Below are 19432 nucleotides of genomic sequence, written 5' to 3'. Positions count from 1 at the left end.
TCCACCGGGCGATACAAAGAGGCCGAAGTTTCCCTTCCCTTGGGCGGGACGGCTGCCTATATTTCGTCCGTCACGTTCCGCAAGGGGCATGACTATGGTGATAAACGGTAATCGTAATAAACCTTTCGGACCCGGGGGCAGTACCCGGCGCCTCCACCACAGACCGCTGGCCGAGACGGCGGCCTTTGCTGGGGGCGAAATAGGATCGACGAGGGCGTAAAGGGTTGCTTTTTGCTCGTGATGGTACCGACGTTATCGGGCTAAATTTATAGTTGCCAACGACAACTATGCTCCGGTCGCGGTGGCTGCGTAAGCAGCCTGAGCAACCGAAATCAAAGTCCTTGGGCTTAGCAGCTTAAGGCGGGGTTCGCCGGCACCTGGCAACAGAAGCCGGCACTTACATTTCATCATTGCCAGCCTTGAATATGTATGCGATAATATCGCTTCGTGCTGGGATGGTTTTGCGCGATATTATCGCCATGAAGACCATCATCTTCACTCATGCAGCGGCCAAGGACCTTGATGCCCTGCCTGCGGATGGCAGGGATCAAGTCGAGGCCGGACTTGTGCGCTATGCGGCGACGGGTGACGGCGATGTGAAACAGTTGAGCGGCCGGGAAGGTTACAGGCTCCGGATCGGTCGCTACCGCGTGATTTTCGACGAGGACCGCCTCACAATCCTGGCGATCTACATCGGCAAGCGGGACACGACGACCTATCGGAGGAGATAGACCATGGGCAGACTTCAGATCATTCGCACCCCCTCCGGCGAGGAGATGGTGGTGCTGCCGCGGTCGGAATACGACGCTCTGGTTGCCGCGGCCGAGGCAGCGGATGATGATGCTGATGATGTGGCGATTTACGACGCCCGCAAGGCAGCACTCGCGGGCGCGGGCGGCGGTTTGCTTCCGGAGCCAGTCAGCGCCTTACTCCTCAAGGGCAACAGCCGCCTGAGGGCCATCCGTCTGTGGAGAGAAATGACCCAGACAGAACTGGCGAAACAGGCTGGCGTGGGCCAAGGCTATCTGTCGGACATGGAAAGCGGACGGCGACCGGTGGGCGGCGAGGCGCTTCAAGCCCTGGCCGCGCGGTTGAGTGTTCCGCCGGAGTGGATCGCCTAGACGGGACACCCCGCCGGATGACTTTGCCTCCTCCGCCCGGCTATGCTACCCCCGGGTCCCAGACTGAAACAGACGCCGGATTCGCCTGATGCCCGATGACTTGATGCGCTATGACCTGCTCGCCCAGAACGCCCTCAAGGGGGTCGTCCGCGAAGCGCTGCGCATCGCCGAGACCACCGGGTTGCCGGGTGAGCACCACTTCTACATCGCCTTCAACACGCGGGCGCCCGGCGTCGAACTGTCCGAGAAGATCGACGCGCGCTACCCGCGCGAGATGACGATCGTGTTGCAGCACCAGTACTGGAACCTGCGGGTGCATGACAATTACTTCGAGGTCGAGCTCTCCTTCGACAATGTGCCCGAGCACCTGGTCATTCCCTTCGACGCGGTGAAGGGCTTCCTCGACCCCGCCGTACAGTTCGGGCTGCAGTTCGAGACGCAGGCCCAGCATGCCCGCCCGCGCGAGGTTGAGGCGCCAAAGCCAGCCACTGCCAAGCTCGAGACGCAGCCGGTTCCGGCCATCCTGTCAGATGACACACTCGAAGAAAGACCCGCGCAGGACGAGGCCGCCAAGGTCGTTTCATTGGACCAATTCCGCAAGAAGTGAGGACGCCGATGAACAGACATCTCGTCATTGCCGCGGCAATTCTTGTCGCCGGCCTCGGCATTGGTGCTGCGTGGTCACAGTCGGCCAATGACATGCGGGCGCTGGCCGCCCTGTCCGACAAGGAACTCATGAAGCTTCCGGCCAAGAAGCTGTTCTCGAGCTTCACGACGCCGGCCTCCACCATGAAGTCGCGCCCCATCGGCTTCTATTCAAAGGGCTGTCAGGCCGGTGCGGTGGCACTGCCGGTCGACGGCCCCGCCTGGCAGGTGATCCGCCCCTCCCGCAATCGCTACTGGGGACAGCCGCAACTGGTCGACCTGCTCGAGCGCCTCGGCACCGAGGCCAAGGGCGAGGACGGCTGGAACGGCCTGCTGGTCGGCGACATGTCCATGCCGCGCGGCGGGCCCATGCCTTCGGGCCACGCCAGCCACCAGATCGGTCTTGATGCCGATATCTGGTTCAAGCAGATGCCCGACCACCAGATGACGGCGCAGGAACGCGAGAACATCGAGCCCGACGTTCTGGCACCGACGCGCCACAGCGTCGACAAGTCGCTGTGGTCGAACGCCCATGCCCGGCTTCTGAAGCGCGCCGCATCCTACCCGGAGGTGGAGCGCATCTTCGTCAACCCGCCGATCAAGGCGGCGCTGTGCAAGTGGGCGACCGGCGACCGCGCTTGGCTCGCCAAGGTGCGCCCCTACTACAATCACAACTATCACTTCCACATTCGCATCGCCTGCCCGGCGGGCGCCAAGAACTGCAGGGACCAGCCGGAGGCAAACCCGGAAGACGGCACGGGCTGCGGCAAGGAACTCGCCTACTGGATGGGCAACGGGCCGTGGAAGCGCATCGAGCACCCGCCGCCGGAGAAGAAGCCGACAAAACCGGTGAAGCCCCCCGCACCCTTGACTCTGGCATCGCTTCCTGCTGAATGCCGCGCCGTCGTGACGGCGGAATAGTCGTTCGGCAGAAACAGGGGCCAGCGCCACGGCGCGCATCCATGAATAGCACCGAAGCGCAGCCAAACGGCTCCAGCAAGGCCTCCCTCAAGCTTGCATATGCCTCGATCGGCGTGGTGTTCGGCGACATCGGCACGAGCCCGCTCTACGCGATGCGCGAGGCGCTGCACCCGGTCGTTGCCAACGGCGCAGACCTGCGCGAGGCGGTACTGGGCGTCGCTTCGCTGCTGCTGTGGGCGCTGATCCTGATCGTCACGCTCAAATACGTGTTCTTCCTGATGCGGGCCGACAACAAGGGCGAAGGCGGCATTCTCTCCCTCGTCGTGCTGGTGGAAAGCCTGCTCGGCCGCAAGGGCGGCGTCGTGCTCACGCTCGGCATCATCGGCGCGGCCTTCTTCTTCGGCGATGCGATGATCACGCCGGCCATGTCGGTGCTCTCCGCCGTCGAGGGCCTCAAGGTGGTGAACAACCATTTCGAACCCTATGTGGTGCCCCTCACGCTGGCCATCCTGATCACGCTGTTCCTGTTCCAGTACAAGGGCACGGGCGGCGTGGCGCGGCTCTTCGCGCCCATCACCATGGTGTGGTTCGCCACGCTGGGTGTGATGGGCCTGTTCCACATCTCTGACGATCTCGAGATCTTCAACGCCTTCAACCCGATGCACGGGCTGGGGATGCTGATCGACCGTCCGGGCCTGGCACTCCTCGTGTTCGGCGGCGTGTTCCTCGCCGTGACCGGTGGCGAGGCGCTTTATGCCGACATGGGCCACTTCGGCGCGAAGCCCATCCGCATGGCGTGGCTTTGCGTGGTGTTCCCCGGTCTCATCCTCAACTACCTCGGCCAAGGCGCCTTCATCATCTCGCACCCGGAAGCAGTGACCAATCCGTTCTTCCTCATGGTGGAAGGCTGGATGGTGATTCCGCTGGTACTGCTGGCCACGGCGGTGACGGTGATCGCCTCGCAGGCGGTCATCACCGGTGCCTTCTCGATTGCCCAGCAGGCGATGTCGCTGGGCCTATTCCCGCGCATGGGCATCACCCATACGAGCGAGACCGAGCATGGCCAGATCTATGTGGGCCAGATCAACTGGATGATCCTCGTCGGCGTGGTCATCCTCGTGCTGGTGTTCCAGTCATCCTCGAACCTCGCCTCGGCCTATGGCATTGCGGTCAACACCTCGATGGTGGTCGATACCATCCTGGCTGTGATCTTCTTCTGGAAGTCGCGCAACCTGCCGCGCTACATCGTGATCCCGGCCCTCGCCGTCATTTTCGTAATCGAGGCCACCTTCCTCGCCGCCAATGGCCTCAAGCTCGCCAATGGCGGTTATGTGCCGGTGCTGATGGGCGCCACCATCATCCTGCTGATGGTCACCTGGATGCGCGGCCGCCGGGCCCTGACCGACAAGCTGAAGAAGGAGTCGGTGGAACTGGTGCCGCTGCTCGAAAGCCTCGAACGCCGCCAGCCGACGCGCGTGGCCGGTGCGGCCGTGTTCCTGCAGACCGACCCGCTCTATGCACCAAGCGCGCTGATGCACAACCTCAAGCACAATCGCGTGCTGCATGACCGACTGGTGTTCATCACCGCCGAGACGACGAGCCAGCCGCGCCTCGACGGCGAGGACCGCGTGTCGGTCAAGCAGCTGCCGCTGGGCGCCTGGCTGGTGGAAGCGCGGTTCGGTTACATGGAACAGCCGGACGTGCCCAAGGCGCTGCGCGCATGCGCCGAGTTCGGCCTCGAGATCGACCCGCGGCATGCGTCATATTTCCTTGGTCGACGGGTGATACGCATGTCGGCACGCTCGTCGTTGCCGTTCTGGCAGCAACGGCTGTTCATCATGATGGCCAACCAGTCCTCGCGCGCCATCGAGTTCTTCCGCATCCCGCCCGACCGCGTGGTCGAGCTTGGCATGCAGATGAGCGTCTGACCCCAAGCCACAGGATCTCCGCATGACTCTCCTCGCCCCCTTCTCCGCACCCGGACGCTTCTGGCGCGGCAACCTGCACACGCATTCGAACCTCTCGGACGGCGCGCTGGAGCCGAAGGCCGTGGTCGATGCCTACAAGCAGGCTGGCTATGACTTCATGCAGCTCTCCGAACACTTCATCGAGCACTTCGATTTCCCCATCGCCGACACGCGCCCCTTCCGCTCCAACAGCTACACCACGCTGCTTGGCGTCGAACTGCATGCGCCGGAAACGCAGGTGGGCGAGCTCTGGCACATCGTGGCCGCTGGCCTGCCGCTGGATTTCCCGCGCAACCTGCCCGGTGAAACGGGCGCTCAGCTTGCAAGGCGTGCCCGCGAGGCCGGCGCCTTCATCGGCATTGCGCACCCCGCATGGTCGCAGCTGACGATCGAAGATGGTCGCGCCATCGACGCAGCGCATGCGGTGGAGATCTACAACCATGGCTGCGCCATCGAGAACGACCGCGGCGATGGCTGGTACTTGGCCGACCAGCTGTTCACCGAGGGCAAGCGCCTCACCGCCTTTGCCACCGATGACGCGCATTTCAAGGGGCCGGACTATTTCGGCGGCTGGGTGCATGTGAAGGCGGAGAGCCTCGACCCCGACGCGCTGCTTGAGAGCCTGAAGAAGGGCCTGTATTATTCGAGCATGGGCCCGCAGCTCCATGCCATCGAGATGAACGGCAAGGAGATCTCCATTTCCTGCTCGCCCGTCGACACCATCACGGTGGTCTGCGGCACGTCACGCAGCGCGGTGCGTATTGGCAAGGCCATCACCGATGCGAGCTTCGACCTCGCCAAGCTGGAAAAAGGCTGGCTACTGAAGAGGACGAGCCCGTGGTTCCGCGTCACCGTCATCGACGGCGCGGGCAAGCGCGCCTGGTCGAACCCCATCTGGTGGGACGAGATCGCCTGAGGTCCGCCTGGTGAATGCTCAAGCCAATAATCTAGACGTCATCATCGCCGGGCTTGACCCGGCGATCCTTTTCGCCAGACCCGCAAAGGATGCCCGGGTCAAGCCCGGGCATGATGAACGGGGTGAAACGCAGTCATTCTTTGCATGACCCGCCTGCCGCTCTGGATCGTCATCTGCGGTCTCGGGCTCACCCAGATCATTGGCTGGGGCACGACCTATTACATGCTCGGCGCCCTGTCGCAGGACATTGCGCTCTCGACCGGCTGGTCGGGCACGCTGATCTTCGGTGCCTTCTCGGGCGCGCTGCTGCTGAGCGGCGTGATCTCACGCCGCGGCGGGCGGTTGATCGACCGGATCGGCGGCCAGCGGGTGATGATGGCAGGCTCGCTCTGCGCGGCGGTGGGACTGGCGCTCATGGGCGCGTTCCCGCATCCCGTCACCTATTGTATCGGCTGGCTGCTGCTGGGCCTTGCCATGCGGTTTGCCACCTATGACGCCGCCTTCGCCAGCCTGACACAGATCGTGGGGCAAGGCGCGCGCCGCGCCATCTCCTATCTCACGCTGTTCGGCGGGCTTGCCTCTACGGTGTTCTGGCCGGTGAGCCATTACCTGGCGCTGAACATCGGGTGGTCGCACACGCTGCTGGCCTATGCCGCGCTGAACTTGTTCATCTGCCTGCCCATTCACTGGCTGGTGCTGCACGCCGCGCGCGGCGACCGCGCGGCGGAGCGCGTGAGCGACAGCGCAACACCCAGCCTCGCCGGCCGCGGGCGGCTGATGGCGATCACCCTGTTCGCCACCGCTCTGGCGCTGAATGGCCTCGTCTTCTCCGCGATCTCGGCGCATGCCGTGCCGCTGTTCCAGGGGCTGGGTTTTGCAGGCAACGAGGCCGTGTTCATGGCGGCCCTCATCGGCCCGTCGCAAGTGGCGAGCCGACTGGGCGAGATCCTGATCGGGCGGCACCTGACGCCGATGCAGCTGGGCCTCATCGCCTTCGGGCTGCTGCCCGTGGCAGTGGGTCTCTTCGCGCTGATGGGCTTCTCATGGCCTGCGGCCATCGGCTTCGCGGTGCTCTATGGCGCGTCGAACGGACTCGTCACCATCGCCAAGGGTGCCGTGCCGCTGATGCTGTTCGGAACCAAGGGCTATGGCGAGGTGCTGGGCGTTATCTCGGCACCCAACCTGATCCTCAACGCCGCCGCGCCTTTGTTGTTCTCGCTGCTGCTCGGCGTGGTGAGCCCGCAGGTATCGCTGCTGATCGCAGGTGCATCGGCGCTGGCTTCAACCCTGTTCATGCTGTGGCTGACGCGGCTTCACCCACAGCACGCCCAGTAGCGTGAGGACAGCGAAGGCGCCGCCTGCGAGGAAGGTTGCGGAAGGGCCATAGGCATCCCACAACACGCCCGCCAGCACGCTGCCGACCAGCAGCGCCAACCCGCTGGCGAGGTTGAACATGCCGAAGGCCGTGCCGCGCAATGCCTTGGGTGCCGTATCGGCCACCATGGTCGAGAGGCCACCCTGGGTGAGCCCCATGTGCAGGCCCCACAGTGCCACACCGATCATCATGGAGGTGATGGACCCGCCGAAGGCCAGGACGAGATCGGCAATGACAAGCACGATGAGCCCGGCGACCAGCAGTCCCACGCGTCCAACGCGATCCGACAACGCGCCCGCCGGATAGGACGACAGCGAATAGACGACGCTCATCACCACCATCACCATTGGCACCCAGGCATTCGACAAGCCCGCAGCGGACGCCTTGAGCACGAGGAAGGCTTCCGAGAAGCGGGCCAGCATCATGGCGGAGCCCACCGCCGTGACCTGCCAGAAGGCGGGGCCGAGTGAGGACGCCGTGCGCAGGTCGAAGCCCGGCTTCTTCTCGCCCTGGCTACGGTGTTGCACATCCTCGACGCCGAATGCGAGGAAGGCCACTGCGATGACGGCGGGGATGCAGGCCACCCACATCACGCTCCGCAGGTCGAACAGGAACAACGACATCAGGACGATGGCGATGAGCGGGCCTGCAAAGGCGCCCACCGTATCCAGCGACTGGCGAAGGCCGAAGGCGGCGCCACGCAGTTCAGGTGGTGCGATATCGGCCACAAGCGCATCGCGCGGGGCGCCACGGATGCCCTTGCCCACCCGGTCGATGAAGCGGGCAGCGAAGACCGACTCGACGGAGCTTGCCAGCGGAAACAGCGGCTTCACCACAGCCGCCAGCCCATAGCCCAGCAGCGCCAACCCCTTGCGGCTGCCCCAGCGGTCGCTGAGGACCCCGGAAAACAGCTTGGCGACTTGCGCCGTTGCCTCGGCAATGCCCTCCAGCAGGCCCAGAAGCGCGGCCGAAGCCCCCAGCGTGCCGACCACGAAGAGCGGCAGGATGGCGTGCACCATCTCGGAGGAGACATCCATGAAAAGGCTCACGAATCCCAGCATCCAGATACCGCGGGGCAGATTTTTCGGTAGCATCTGGTCAACTTCCGTCTGACTGGCGGTCAAGGGTTCGAAGTGATAATCAGCCCCCCGAAACCTTTCCGCAATAAGCAGATTTCGAGGACTGCCATGAGCAAGACCCGCACCGAGACGGACACCTTCGGCCCTATCGAGGTCGATACCACGAAATACTGGGGTGCGCAGGCGCAGCGCTCGATCGGCAATTTCAAGATCGGCTGGGAGCGCCAGCCGCTTCCCGTGGTGCGCGCGCTGGGCATCGTGAAGCGCGCCGCGGCCGAGACCAACATGGCACTGGGCCGCCTCGACAAGACCGTGGGCGAAACCGTGGTCAAGGCCGCACAGGAGGTGATCGACGGAAAGCTCGACGAGCACTTCCCGCTGGTCGTCTGGCAGACGGGATCCGGCACCCAGTCGAACATGAATGCCAACGAGGTGATCTCCAACCGGGCAATCGAGATGATGGGCGGCGTGATGGGCTCCAAGAAGCCCGTGCACCCCAATGACCATGTCAACATGAGCCAGTCGTCGAACGACACCTACCCCACCGCCATGCACATCGCGGCGGCGGAAGAGGTGGAACACCGGCTGATCCCGGCGCTGAAGCACCTGCACAAGGCGCTCGACAAGAAGGCCCATGACTGGAACCTCATCATCAAGATCGGCCGCACCCACACGCAGGATGCAACGCCCCTGACACTCGGCCAGGAATTCTCCGGCTATGCCCAGCAGGTGCGGAACGGCATCAAGCGCATCCAGATGACCATGCCGATGCTGATGGAACTCGCTCAGGGCGGCACGGCCGTGGGCACCGGCCTCAACGCGCCCGTGGGCTTCGCCGAGATGGTGGCGGACCGCATCGCCAAGATCACCGACATGCCCTTCACCTCCGCGCCGAACAAGTTCGAGGCACTTGCCGCGCATGATGCGATGGTGATGACCCATGGTGCCATCAACACGGTGGCCGTGTCGCTGTTCAAGATCGCCAACGACATCCGCCTGCTGGGCTCCGGCCCGCGCTCAGGGCTTGGCGAGCTTTCGCTGCCGGAAAACGAGCCGGGCTCGTCCATCATGCCGGGCAAGGTGAACCCGACGCAGTGCGAAGCGCTCACCATGGTTTGCGTGCAGGTATTCGGCAACCAGGCGGCGCTGAGCTTCGCTGGCAGCCAGGGCCACTTTGAGCTCAACGTCTACAACCCGGTGATGGCTTACAACTTCCTGCAGTCGGTGCGGCTGCTGGCGGATGCCGCCGTGAGCTTCACCGACAACTGCGTGGTGGGCATCGTGGCGCGCGAGGACAACATCAAGCGTGCGCTCGATAACTCGCTGATGCTGGTCACCGCGCTTGCCCCCAAGTACGGCTATGACCGCGCGGCAAAGATCGCCAAGACCGCTCACAAGAACGGTACTACGCTGCGCGAGGAAGCCGTGAAAGACGGCATCCCCGGAGACGACTTCGACCTCATCGTGCGCCCCGAGGACATGATCGGACCGAAGTGATGGGCGAGATCGTCAGCCTCAAGCTCCACCGCAAGCGCAAGGACCGCGTCGCGAGGGAAGACGCAGCCGGAGAAAACCGCGTGCAGTTCGGCCGCACCAAGGCGGAGAAAAAGCTGACGGACGCGACGAACGACAAGGCCGCAAAGGACCTCGAGCAGCACAAGCGCGAGGAGTGATGCGCAAGGACCTCAAGCGATCGCTTACCATCGAAGGCCACCGCACCTCGCTGTCGCTGGAGCCCGAATTCTGGGAGGCGCTGCAGAAGGCGGCAGCGAAGCGCAAGATGACTGTTGCCGCACTTGTCGCCGAGATCGACCAGGCCCGCGGCGAGCGCAACCTGTCCAGCGCGGCGCGGGTGTGGCTGCTGAAGGACGCTGCTACACAGTAGTTGGCTGCAAGCAGCGCAACTCTCTCCACTCAGGTCCTCTTCCGCGGACTTGATCCGCGCATCCGATGATGCGCCACAGAGAGGATGCCCGGGTCACGCCCGGGCATGATGAATTCTCAGGCAGCCCGAACCTGGACCACTACTGCGACGGCGAGAAATTCGGTGGTGGCGATATCTTCACGGGGGCGCCGGGCGGGTTCGCCAGGATCACCGGCTTCACCGTGGTGGGCTTGCGCGGTTGCGATGGCTTCGCGGCAGCGGGCTGCGGCGAAACCGCGGTACCCGGGGCTGCGTCGCTTGCGTCCGACACCTTCCGCCATGTCTTCAACTCGCGTAGGCGCTGGCGGATCTCGACCTTGTTCATCTCGGTGTTGGCGGCGCGCTCCGCTTCGATCTGGCGGCGCAAGCGGTCGGCCTCCATCACCTGCATCTCGGCCTGCACCTTGAGTTCGCGCCTTCGCAACAGCAACTCATCACGCTGGGCATAATAGGCCTGCAGCCGTGCCTCGTCTTCGATGCGCTGCTTCTCTTCTTCCTGCGCCAGCCGCGCCTGCTCCTGCTGCAGGCGTTCGAGCTCGTTGATGCCCTGCTGCATGATGGTGACGCCAAGCGAGGTGGCGATCTCCGAATTGTTCTCGCTCCTCACCAGCGCCATGGGCGGGCCGGCATAGGCAATGCTCATCGCCGGAAGATTTGGTCGGGCCTTGAGCGAGAGGCCCACGTCCATGTCGACTTCGCCCTGCGCGAGATCGGCCAGAGTCTTGACGTAGACGCCTGCATCATCATCAACATGCTGGACCGGCGAAAAGCGCATTTCACCGCCCTGCAGGCCGATGGTGCCGTTCACCGCACCGAAATCGAGCCCAATGCCGCCGCGCATCGCGGCAAAGGCAGCGCCGATGCCGCTCGCATCCTTTGCCGCTGCAAGCACCGTGGTGAAAGCGGAGGGCGTGATGCCCAAGAGCTTGAATCCCTCCAAAGCGAACTTCCCCTCGCCCTGTGCGGCGGCAAGTGCGGCACCGGGGCTGCGGCCCGCACTGGTGAAGGTCAGATCCAGCGACCCCTCGCCTGAGGCCACTGGCCCTCCGGTAACGAGCGCCAGCTGCTGGGCCAGGTCCACCGGCATGCGCATCTTGCCGGAGATATTGCGGCTCTCGTCCGTTCCCGACGAGGTGACATCGAGCAGCGCGTCACGGCCATCGGCGTCCTTGCCGCTCATCGCGACGTGAATTTCACCGGGCTTGGCCTCGATCCCAAACGAGGCGCTTTGTGCCGTGAAGTGGCGATGCACTTCCAGCGCTGAGGGCGTCAGCCACAATTGCCCCGTGAGGCCAAAGGGCAGCGCGGTGGCGAAGCCCGTTTCCGGCCCCGCCGCGGGACCCGACCAATCGACGAAGGCAGCGCCCATCAGATCACGCAGCCGCAGCGGGCCGGTATTGAGCCGCGCATCCAGCACATTGGCGGGCGTCAGGCTGGCCTCACCGCTGAAGGGTACCGTGCCGAGGCGGCCGCTGATGTCCGCCAGCGTCCACTTGCCATCGCCCCAGGCCAGCGCCGCATCACCGACCAGCACACCGCTGGCATAGTCGGCTACAGGCATGCCCGTGGCGGCGAAAAGCGGGGCTGCATCAGTGGCGCGCAAAGAAAGCTTGCCGTCGAGGCCATAGCCCTCGGCCAGCAGACTGGTGACCCCCTGATAATCGAGCCGCCCGCCCAACGCTTGAATGGTGGCAGTGGTCTGGAAGCCCAAGGCCATGCTGCCCCTGGCATCCAGCGCCAGTCCACCGGGCATCGTGTCCTGCCCGGCCGATGCAAGGCCGATCAGCGCGAGGACAGGCGACGAGCTGGGCGCATCGATGCGCGCCTTGCCACTCAGCGCGCTGTCCGGCCCGACCGTGCCGGAGGCGGACATTGTGAGCGGCCCCGCCGTGCCACCAGCCTTCAGCGTGGTGACAAGGCCACCCTCGCCCGGCTTCACCCCGAGGTCGGCGCGCAAAGCCGTGGCGCCGAGGTTCTGCGCCCAGCCGGGAAGACCATCGCCGCTGGCCAGGCCGAGGAGCCTGATGAGGCCGCCCGGATCATCCGCCTTCACATCGACGCTGATGGAGCCGTCGGCCCCCTTGCCATTGTCGAGGATGAGGCCAGAGGCCGTGACATTGGCACCGCCCACCGAGCCGATGTTCAGCGCGCGGAGATCGAGGCCATTGGCGCCGGACTGCAGGTCAAGCGCAACGTCCTGTGCGGTGACCGTGTTCATCAACAGTTCGTCAGCCTTCACCTTGAGGCGCAGGTCCGGTGCATCGGGGCGCGGCAGCAGGAAGCCGAGCACACCGCCCGCACCCTGCTTCGCTGCAGCCTCGAAGGCGGGGATGCCCTGCGGCGCATAGGCATCGAGATCGAAGCGGCCACTCTCGACGTCGAGATCAACCGCGCCGCGGCCCGCCGATGTTACGGCGAGCGCCCCCTTGCCGGGTTCGCCATCGAGCTCGAAGTCGCTGCCCGTCAGGCGCAGGCCCTGCGGCGTGACGCTGAGGCCCGTTTGCAGCTTGAGGCGGCCGCGGTTTCCCGTCCACAGTGACCCGAGGCTCTCGCGCAGGCCGGGCCAGAGCCACAGGGTGAACTCGCGCAGGTCATTGGCTTCGAGCCCAAGATCGCCCGACAACTCGCCGCCGCCGGGTGCTGTAAAATAGCGGCCCTTGAACAGCATCTCGCTGCGGCCCGGCAGTCCGGAGGAGAACCGGTTGACGGTGAGGCGGTCACGGTCGGCCGCAATTGCCAGTTCGACATTGTCGAAGCTCTGGCCCTCGCTCTTGAGCGAGGTGACCTTGATGCGGCCGTCGAGGCTCATGTCACCAGGCAGCAGTGCCAGCAAACCGTCGATGACGGCGAGGCTGCCCGCCTTGCGCAGCACGTCACGCGACTTGGCCCCGGCTAGTTCGTCAAGGTCAAGCAGCGAGGCAGAGAGATCGGCCTTCGCATCGATGTGACTGCCTAAACGCAGCGAGGCAGAACCGGTGGCGATGGCGCTGGCGTTGGCGGGATCATCGCGGCTCACCTGAATGTCGGCGAAGTCGAGCTGGTCGAAATTACCCTTGGCCTTGGCGGTGAAGACGAGCGGGCGGATCTGGCCCTCGGCATCACCCTTGCCGTCATCGCTCTGGGCGGGCGCCACCTGAACGTCGCCCGCAGCGACCCCATCCTTGTAGGTGCCATCGAAGCTGTAGACCTTGCCGGAGTTATCCGCCGCCTGGACCTTGAGGCCGAAGAGAAAGGGCTGGCCCTTCACGTAAGCGGCAGTGTTCAGTGCAACATTGACCGGCCTGTCATTGTAGATGGCGCGGGCCCGCAGCCGCCAAGGACCGATGACGCCCGGCGAGGCCACGTCGGCGTTGATGTCGTCGAGCGTCACCGTCTCGCCGCGGCGGTGGTCGCGAAAGTTCACCGTGGCACCGGTGAGCGTAATCTTGTCCAGCTTCACCCGCGAGAGGATGTCGCTGTTGACGAGGTCGGCCGAGGGTTGGAGAATCCAGTTGCTTTCGCCTGACTCCAGCCGTTCGAAATTCACTTCCGGGTCCTGGATGGCGATGCTCTCGACGTCGATGCCGCCCTGCAGGAGGCCCTGCAACGTCATGTTGACGGTGAGGCGCGCGGCGGAGGCGAATTCCTTGGCGTCCATGCCATCAGGGCTGGCGACGCGGACATTCTCAACGGTGAGGCGCGGCCACGGGAAGAGTCGTGCCGAAACCGGTCCCTCGACGATCACGTCGCGGCCCGTCAGCTTCTTGCCATAGGCCTCGAGGTCGGCGCGGTAGCCGTTCCAGTCGATGACGAAGGGCGCCACCAACAGGCCAACAACGGCGATGACCAGCAGGATGCCGAGATACAGGACGGGTGACTTCCACATCTTCATGGACCCGGATCTTTGGCGCTTACCTGGAGCCATCAGATGGCGGCGTTCTTGCCGGGGTTCATGATGTTCTTCGGGTCCAGCGCGCGCTTGATGTCGCGCATGAAGGCGAGTGCCGGCCCATGCTCCTTCTCGAGATAGGCGCGCTTGCCGGAGCCGATGCCATGCTCGCCGGTGCAGGTGCCGCCCATGGCAATGGCGCGGTCGATCATCCGGCCATAGACCTCCTTCACGCGGGCGTATTCAGCTGTGTCCGAGCGGTCGCAATAGAGCACCACGTGGAAATTGCCGTCGCCCACGTGCCCGACGATGGGGCCATAGAGATTGTTGGCGGCAAGGTCCGCCTGGGTTTCGGTCACGCAGTCGGCGAGCCTGGAGATCGGGACGCAGACGTCCGTTGCCAGCGACTCCTTGCCCGGCATCAGCGCCTTGGTGGCCCAGAACGCATCATGGCGGGCCTGCCACAGCTTCTGCCGGTCCTCTTCCCTGGTGGCGATGCTGTATGGGCCGCCGCCCAGTTCCTCGGCAATGGCCGCGAAGGTTTCAGCCTGCTCATGCGCCGAGGCCTCGGTGCCGTGGAATTCGAGGAACAGGGTGGGCGTGACCTTGAGATCGAGGTTGGAATAGCTGTTGAAGGCCTTCACATGCTCGGCGTCGACCAGCTCGATGCGGGCCACCGGAATGCCCATCTGGATCGCGGTGATCGTCGCCTTGCAGCAGGCCTCCACGCTCGGGAAGGGGCAGACGGCCGAGACGATGGATTCCGGGATGCCATAAAGCTTGAGCGCCACCTCGGTGATGACGCCAAGGGTGCCTTCGGAGCCGACGAGAAGCCGGGTGAGGTCATAACCGGCAGACGACTTCTTGGCGCGGCTGCCAGTGCGGATGATCTCGCCGTTCGCCATGACCGCGGTGACGTTGAGGACGTTCTCCCGCATGGTGCCGTAGCGCACGGCATTGGTGCCCGAGGCGCGCGTGGCCGTCATGCCGCCGAGGCTGGCATCGGCACCCGGATCGACCGGGAAGAACAGGCCCTGGTCGCGCAGATGCGCGTTGAGCTGCTTGCGCGTGACACCTGCCTCCACCCGGCAGTCGAGGTCCGAAGCATTGACCTCAAGGATGTGGTTCATTTGCGACAGGTCGATGGAGATGCCGCCGAAGGGAGCGGAGAAGTGCCCTTCAAGCGAGGTGCCGGTGCCATATGGAATGACCGGGGTGCCGTGCCTGGCGCAGGTGGCGACGATGCGCTGCACCTCCTCCGTGGTCTTCACGAAGGCCACGGCGTCGGGCGGGGCGCCGGGGTTCCATGTCTGGTCCTTGCCGTGCTGCTCGCGCACGGCAGGCGCAGTGGAAAGCCGGTCGCCGAGCCATGAGCGGAGGTCGGCCACGGTCTGGGTTGTGCTGTTCTTGGGAGGCGGAGTATCCATGGTGGGGAAATTAACCGGAAACCGGAGTTTTTGCGATGGGTTATCCTGCCCCTTTTGTGGGCCGCCTGCTGAAGGTGGAGGACCAGTGGGTCGACTACAATGGCCACTTCAACATGGCCTATTACAACGTGCTTTTCGACCGGGCGGGCGACGAGGCCTTCGAAGCCATCGGGCTGGGGCCGGACTACGTGAAGGAGCGCAATGCCTCCTTCTTCTCGCTGGAGTGCCACAACACCTACCTGCGGGAGCTGCATGCCGGTGATTCGGTACGAATCGAGACGCAGATTCTCGATTGCGATGCAAAACGGGTTCATTACGTGCAGCAGATGTTCCACGCCGCCGAGGGCTGGCTTGCCTGCGTGACCGAAATCATCGTGATGCACGTCGACATGGCGCTCAAGAAATCCGCCCCCTTCCCGCCCGATGTCATGGAAAAGATTGAGGCAATGCGCGAGGCACACCGCCATCTTCCGGTTCCGCCGCAAGTTGGGCACAAGATCGGCATCCCGAAAAAGGCGTGAGCGCAAAAGACGTCACATTCACGCAACATTAACGGCGCATTCAAACTCCATAGATGGTGAAATACCAACGAAGGAGGCGAAAATCATGAACAACGGTCTCAACCTGTTCGCGGAAGCGCTTGTTTTCGTTCATGGCAAGGGTGCCGAATCGGAAGCCGCCAAGCACGCCCAGATCTGCGAGCGACTGGGCGACATGGAAACGGCGGAGACGTGGCGTCAGCTTCAGGGCGCAGTGCGCACGCTGAAGCGCCCGGCAGACTGCGTGAACCTCCGCGCCGCCTGAGGTTTCGCATTTCGTTCTCATCGTTGCTATATAGGACCGAAGGATTCGGACCTTTTCGATGAGCAGCAAGAATTTTGACCTGAACGACTTCGGTGACGAGCAACCGGCCCCCGCGATCAAGCCCGGGGGCCTGGCGGCGCGTGCCTTGGGCGGCCAGGCCGAGCCGCCCTATCTGAAGGGCCTCAACCCCGAACAGCGGGCAGCCGTCGAGAATACCGACGGCCCCCTGCTCGTGCTGGCGGGTGCCGGCACCGGCAAGACGCGGGTGCTGACCACAAGGCTTGCCCATATCCTCGCCACCGGCAAGGCATGGCCTGGCCAAATGCTGGCGGTGACCTTCACCAACAAGGCGGCGCGCGAGATGCGCGACCGTATCGGTGCGCTGATTGGTGGTGCCGTCGAGGGCATGACCTGGCTCGGCACCTTCCATTCGATTGGCGTGAAGATCTTGCGGAACCATGCCGAACTGGCGGGGCTGCGCTCCGGCTTTTCGATCCTCGATACCGATGACCAGATCCGGCTCTTGAAGCAACTGCTCGAAGCCCATGACGTGGACGAGAAGCGCTGGCCGGCCCGGCAATTGGCCTCCCTGATAGATGGCTGGAAGAACCGCGGGTTGACGCCCGACCGCGTGCCTGCGGGCGAGGCCTCGGCCTTCGGCCATGGGGGCCTCGGCGGCAAGCTCTATGCCGAATACCAGCAGCGGCTGAAGGTGGTGAACGCTGCTGACTTCGGCGACCTGCTGCTCGAGGTGCTGCGCATCTTCCAGGAACACCCGGACGTGCTGAAGGAGTATCAGCGCCGCTTCAAATACATGCTGGTGGACGAATACCAGGACACCAACGTGGCGCAGTATCTGTGGTTGCGCCTGCTGGCGCAGGGCCACAAGAACATCTGCTGCGTGGGTGACGACGACCAGTCGATCTATGGCTGGCGCGGTGCAGAAGTCGACAACATCCTGCGCTTCGAGAAGGACTTCCCCGGTGCCAAGGTGATCCGGCTGGAACGCAACTACCGCTCGACGCCGCAGATATTGGGCGCGGCATCGGGCCTCATCGCCAAGAACGAGAGCAGGCTCGGCAAGACGCTGCACACCAACCGCGAGGACGGCGAGACCGTCACCGTGCGCGCCCACTGGGATGGCGACGAGGAAGCCCGCGTCATCGGCGAGGACATCGAGAACTTCCAGCGCAAGGGCGAAAAGCTGAACGACATGGCGATCCTGGTGCGCGCCTCGTTCCAGATGCGCGCCTTCGAAGACCGCTTCATTACCCTCGGCGTGCCCTATCGCGTCATCGGCGGCCCGCGCTTCTATGAACGCGCCGAAGTGCGCGATGCGCTGGCCTATCTGAAGATCGTCGCCTCGCCCGACAATGACCTGGCCTTCGAGCGCATCATCAACACGCCCAAGCGCGGCATCGGCGACACCTCGGTCAAGCGCATGCATGGCATTGCCCGCGCTCAAGGCATCTCGCTCTACCGCGCGGCGGAGGCAATCTCGCTGACTGACGAACTGCCCGCCAAGACGCGCGGCGCGCTACGCAAGCTCGTCGAGAGCTTCGGCCGCTGGCGGCAGATGGCGCAGGGCATTCCGCACACGGAACTGGCAGAAATCGTTCTGGACGAGTCCGGTTACACCGAGATGTGGCAGACCGACAAGAGCCCGGAGGCGCAGGGCCGCCTCGACAACCTCAAGGAACTCGTGCGCTCCATGGGCGATTTCGAGAACCTCGCTGGATTCCTCGAGCATATTTCACTTGTCATGGACGTCGAACAGTCGGCCGAGGAAGACAAGGTCTCGATCATGACCATGCACGGCGCCAAGGGGCTGGAATTCGGCACGGTGTTCCTGCCCGGCTGGGAGGAAGGCCTGTTCCCCAGCCAGCGCTCGCTCGACGAGAAGGGCCGCGCCGGGCTGGAGGAGGAGCGCCGCCTCGCTTACGTCGGCATCACCAGGGCCAAGCGCCGCGCCACCATTTCCTTCGCGCAGAACCGCCGAGTGCATAACCTCTGGCAAAATGCACTGCCCTCGCGCTTCATCGACGAATTGCCGGAGATGCATGTGGAGGTGGCCCCGATGGCCACAAGCTATGGCGGCTTCGGCCTCGGCACCTATGGCAAGAGCCGATTCGATGAGGAGCCCAAGCCTTTCGGCAACACCTATGCCACGCCCGGCTGGCAGCGCGCCCAACAGCGCTGGTCGGAAGGCAAGGCCACGCGCTCCACGCCGCACTTCATCGAAGGCGAGATGGTGGCGCGCAGCGCCGATGCCGTGAAATACGCCAAGGGCGAGCGCGTCTTCCACGAGAAGTTTGGTTATGGCGTCATCAGCGCGGTCGAAGGCAACAAGCTGACGATCGACTTCGACAAGGCCGGCGAGAAGCGCGTGATCGACAGCTTCGTGACGCGGGCGGACGCAAAATAATCATACAGACTTGACGCTGCGCGATCTCGCCAAGAGCAGGCGAATCACGGCGACTGATGCCATGTCCAGTTCAGCCGCAATCGTTCACCAGATCCTGCACGGCGAAGTCGCAAATAGAACTCCACTCGGAGTGGACGGCTTTCAGCCCCAATCCCGAACGCTGCGTGCAATCCTTCGCATCACGCGTGGCATGGAAACGATGTGGGCGCGCGTCACGCGCCACCGCTGATACCGCCAGTCTAAGCCTCAATCCTCTTGCCGCTCACCGCTTCACCCGCACCGGGTGACAGCGTCAGGAACTGAATGCAGGCCGTCACCGAGCATGCCGCCACGACGGCGAAGGCGATTGTGAAGTCCATCGGCGTCAGCGCCATCTCGCTGCGGAACCACTGCGCGGCTTCAAGCACGAAGGCGGCGAGCACCACGCCCATCGACAGCGAGAGCTGCTGCACCACAGTGTAGAGGCTCGTCGCGTAGCTTGCCTGCTGGTGGTCGACGTCAGAGTACGACATGGCGTTCAGTGCGGTGAACTGCAGCGAGCGCAGGAAGCCGCCGACGAAGAGCAGCGAGATGGCGATCAGATAGGGAGTCGACGACGACAAGAGCCCCATGATCGAGATCGAGACGCTGGCAAGCAGGCCGTTGACCAGCAGCAGGCGGCGGAAGCCGAAGCGGCGGATCATCTTCGCCGCCCCGAGCTTCATCGAGATGGCACCGGCTGCTGCCACGAAGGTGATCATGCCGGACTGGAAGGCGCTCATGCCATAGGCCAGCTGGAACATCAGCGGCAGCAGGAAGGGCACGGCCCCCACGCCCACCCGGAACAGGCTGCCGCCGACGACGCCCGCCCGCTGGTGCACCTTGACGAGCCGTTCGATGCGCTTCACGAGGGCGGATGTCTTGCCGGCACCCTCAACCGGGAGGCCAGCCAGCGCGAGCGTCCGATGGGTCTCTGTGACG

17 protein-coding genes and 1 other RNA gene are annotated in these 19432 nt (G+C 64.3%); 14 read left to right on the top strand and 4 right to left on the bottom strand.

Annotated elements, in window-relative coordinates:
- Positions 1 to 30 precede the first annotated feature (30 nt).
- The 8 genes from ssrA (at position 31) to WCJ41_RS00870 (ending at position 6905) form a co-directional block, all read left to right on the top strand.
- Positions 31 to 398, top strand: a transfer-messenger RNA (tmRNA) gene (gene ssrA / locus WCJ41_RS00905).
- An 81-nt stretch (positions 399 to 479) separates the two neighbouring features.
- Entirely contained in the window at positions 480 to 731 is a 252-nt protein-coding gene (locus WCJ41_RS00900; protein WP_336903930.1) for a plasmid stabilization protein, read from the top strand.
- A gap of 3 nt (positions 732 to 734) precedes the next feature.
- A complete protein-coding gene (locus tag WCJ41_RS00895) occupies positions 735 to 1121 on the top strand; it encodes a helix-turn-helix transcriptional regulator (RefSeq protein ID WP_336903929.1) in 387 nt (128 codons plus the stop codon).
- Positions 1122 to 1209: 88 nt separating this feature from the next.
- On the top strand, positions 1210 to 1728 hold the full coding sequence (locus tag WCJ41_RS00890; protein WP_336903928.1) for a ClpXP protease specificity-enhancing factor SspB: 519 nt from the start codon (positions 1210 to 1212) through the stop codon (positions 1726 to 1728).
- 8 nt (positions 1729 to 1736) lie between these two features.
- A complete protein-coding gene (mepA, locus tag WCJ41_RS00885) occupies positions 1737 to 2687 on the top strand; it encodes a penicillin-insensitive murein endopeptidase (RefSeq protein WP_336903927.1) in 951 nt (316 codons plus the stop codon).
- Between the two features lie 41 nt (positions 2688 to 2728).
- Positions 2729 to 4615 carry a potassium transporter Kup gene (locus tag WCJ41_RS00880; RefSeq protein ID WP_336903926.1) on the top strand — a complete coding sequence of 629 codons (1887 nt, stop codon included), beginning with the start codon at positions 2729 to 2731 and terminating at the stop codon, positions 4613 to 4615.
- 22 nt (positions 4616 to 4637) lie between these two features.
- Entirely contained in the window at positions 4638 to 5570 is a 933-nt protein-coding gene (locus WCJ41_RS00875) for a CehA/McbA family metallohydrolase (RefSeq protein ID WP_336903925.1), read from the top strand.
- 144 nt (positions 5571 to 5714) lie between these two features.
- Positions 5715 to 6905, top strand: coding sequence for an MFS transporter (locus tag WCJ41_RS00870; protein WP_336903924.1), 1191 nt, complete (start codon positions 5715 to 5717; stop codon positions 6903 to 6905).
- Here WCJ41_RS00870 and WCJ41_RS00865 read toward each other — a convergent pair.
- Positions 6852 to 7994, bottom strand: coding sequence for an MFS transporter (locus tag WCJ41_RS00865; protein WP_336903923.1), 1143 nt, complete (start codon positions 7992 to 7994; stop codon positions 6852 to 6854). The genes WCJ41_RS00870 and WCJ41_RS00865 overlap by 54 nt on opposite strands.
- 138 nt (positions 7995 to 8132) lie before the next feature.
- On the opposite strand from WCJ41_RS00865, the gene fumC reads away from it, so the two are divergent.
- Genes fumC through WCJ41_RS00850 form a run of 3 tightly spaced genes read left to right on the top strand, consistent with a single transcriptional unit; the run spans position 8133 to position 9909 of the window.
- Positions 8133 to 9521 carry a class II fumarate hydratase gene (gene fumC / locus WCJ41_RS00860; protein ID WP_336903922.1) on the top strand — a complete coding sequence of 463 codons (1389 nt, stop codon included), beginning with the start codon at positions 8133 to 8135 and terminating at the stop codon, positions 9519 to 9521.
- Entirely contained in the window at positions 9521 to 9697 is a 177-nt protein-coding gene (locus WCJ41_RS00855; RefSeq protein WP_336903921.1) for a DUF4169 family protein, read from the top strand. Before fumC ends, WCJ41_RS00855 begins: the two co-directional genes overlap by 1 nt.
- The gene (locus WCJ41_RS00850) at positions 9697 to 9909 is read left to right on the top strand and encodes a ribbon-helix-helix domain-containing protein (RefSeq protein WP_336903920.1); all 213 of its coding nucleotides are present in this window, start codon (positions 9697 to 9699) and stop codon (positions 9907 to 9909) included. The genes WCJ41_RS00855 and WCJ41_RS00850 overlap by 1 nt, the downstream gene beginning before the upstream one ends.
- A gap of 139 nt (positions 9910 to 10048) precedes the next feature.
- On the opposite strand, the gene WCJ41_RS00845 is transcribed toward WCJ41_RS00850, so the two are convergent.
- Both WCJ41_RS00845 and WCJ41_RS00840 read right to left on the bottom strand, forming a co-directional pair.
- Complete coding sequence (locus tag WCJ41_RS00845; protein WP_336903919.1) at positions 10049 to 13819, bottom strand: AsmA family protein; 3771 nt, start codon at positions 13817 to 13819, stop codon at positions 10049 to 10051.
- 32 nt (positions 13820 to 13851) lie between these two features.
- A complete protein-coding gene (locus tag WCJ41_RS00840) occupies positions 13852 to 15243 on the bottom strand; it encodes an FAD-linked oxidase C-terminal domain-containing protein (RefSeq protein ID WP_336903918.1) in 1392 nt (463 codons plus the stop codon).
- Positions 15244 to 15278: 35 nt separating this feature from the next.
- Between WCJ41_RS00840 and WCJ41_RS00835 the strand changes: the two genes are divergently transcribed.
- The 3 genes from WCJ41_RS00835 to WCJ41_RS00825 all read left to right on the top strand — a co-directional run bounded on the left by WCJ41_RS00835 (position 15279) and on the right by WCJ41_RS00825 (position 18472).
- Positions 15279 to 15764 (top strand): thioesterase family protein, encoded by a 486-nt coding sequence (locus tag WCJ41_RS00835; protein WP_336903917.1) that lies wholly within the window; start codon positions 15279 to 15281, stop codon positions 15762 to 15764.
- Between the two features lie 85 nt (positions 15765 to 15849).
- A complete protein-coding gene (locus tag WCJ41_RS00830; RefSeq protein WP_336903916.1) occupies positions 15850 to 16047 on the top strand; it encodes a hypothetical protein in 198 nt (65 codons plus the stop codon).
- A 58-nt stretch (positions 16048 to 16105) separates the two neighbouring features.
- Positions 16106 to 18472, top strand: a complete 2367-nt coding sequence (locus tag WCJ41_RS00825; RefSeq protein ID WP_336903915.1) for a UvrD-helicase domain-containing protein — start codon at positions 16106 to 16108, stop codon at positions 18470 to 18472.
- Between the two features lie 239 nt (positions 18473 to 18711).
- Here WCJ41_RS00825 and WCJ41_RS00820 read toward each other — a convergent pair.
- The coding region (locus WCJ41_RS00820) for an MFS transporter (RefSeq protein ID WP_336903914.1) at positions 18712 to 19432 on the bottom strand (721 nt) is incomplete at its 5' end.

The organism is Aestuariivirga sp. (assembly GCF_037139295.1).
In the GTDB taxonomy this organism is placed as follows: Bacteria; Pseudomonadota; Alphaproteobacteria; order Rhizobiales; family Aestuariivirgaceae; genus Aestuariivirga.
The sequence above is the reverse complement of the archived record's forward strand: the minus strand, read 5'-3'. Positions and strand labels throughout refer to the sequence as shown.

Excerpts from the sequence above, each read along its gene's own strand:
- WCJ41_RS00845 (WP_336903919.1), bottom strand. The coding sequence starts at position 13,819 with ATGAAGATGTGGAAGTCACCCGTCCTGTATCTCGGCATCCTGCTGGTC.
- fumC (WP_336903922.1), top strand. The coding sequence starts at position 8,133 with ATGAGCAAGACCCGCACCGAGACGGACACCTTCGGCCCTATCGAGGTC.
- WCJ41_RS00880 (WP_336903926.1), top strand. The coding sequence starts at position 2,729 with ATGAATAGCACCGAAGCGCAGCCAAACGGCTCCAGCAAGGCCTCCCTC.
- WCJ41_RS00895 (WP_336903929.1), top strand. The coding sequence starts at position 735 with ATGGGCAGACTTCAGATCATTCGCACCCCCTCCGGCGAGGAGATGGTG.
- WCJ41_RS00870 (WP_336903924.1), top strand. The coding sequence starts at position 5,715 with ATGACCCGCCTGCCGCTCTGGATCGTCATCTGCGGTCTCGGGCTCACC.
- WCJ41_RS00890 (WP_336903928.1), top strand. The coding sequence starts at position 1,210 with ATGCCCGATGACTTGATGCGCTATGACCTGCTCGCCCAGAACGCCCTC.
- WCJ41_RS00875 (WP_336903925.1), top strand. The coding sequence starts at position 4,638 with ATGACTCTCCTCGCCCCCTTCTCCGCACCCGGACGCTTCTGGCGCGGC.
- WCJ41_RS00840 (WP_336903918.1), bottom strand. The coding sequence starts at position 15,243 with ATGGATACTCCGCCTCCCAAGAACAGCACAACCCAGACCGTGGCCGAC.
- mepA (WP_336903927.1), top strand. The coding sequence starts at position 1,737 with ATGAACAGACATCTCGTCATTGCCGCGGCAATTCTTGTCGCCGGCCTC.
- WCJ41_RS00855 (WP_336903921.1), top strand. The coding sequence starts at position 9,521 with ATGGGCGAGATCGTCAGCCTCAAGCTCCACCGCAAGCGCAAGGACCGC.
- WCJ41_RS00900 (WP_336903930.1), top strand. The coding sequence starts at position 480 with ATGAAGACCATCATCTTCACTCATGCAGCGGCCAAGGACCTTGATGCC.
- WCJ41_RS00850 (WP_336903920.1), top strand. The coding sequence starts at position 9,697 with ATGCGCAAGGACCTCAAGCGATCGCTTACCATCGAAGGCCACCGCACC.
- WCJ41_RS00835 (WP_336903917.1), top strand. The coding sequence starts at position 15,279 with ATGGGTTATCCTGCCCCTTTTGTGGGCCGCCTGCTGAAGGTGGAGGAC.
- WCJ41_RS00830 (WP_336903916.1), top strand. The coding sequence starts at position 15,850 with ATGAACAACGGTCTCAACCTGTTCGCGGAAGCGCTTGTTTTCGTTCAT.
- WCJ41_RS00825 (WP_336903915.1), top strand. The coding sequence starts at position 16,106 with ATGAGCAGCAAGAATTTTGACCTGAACGACTTCGGTGACGAGCAACCG.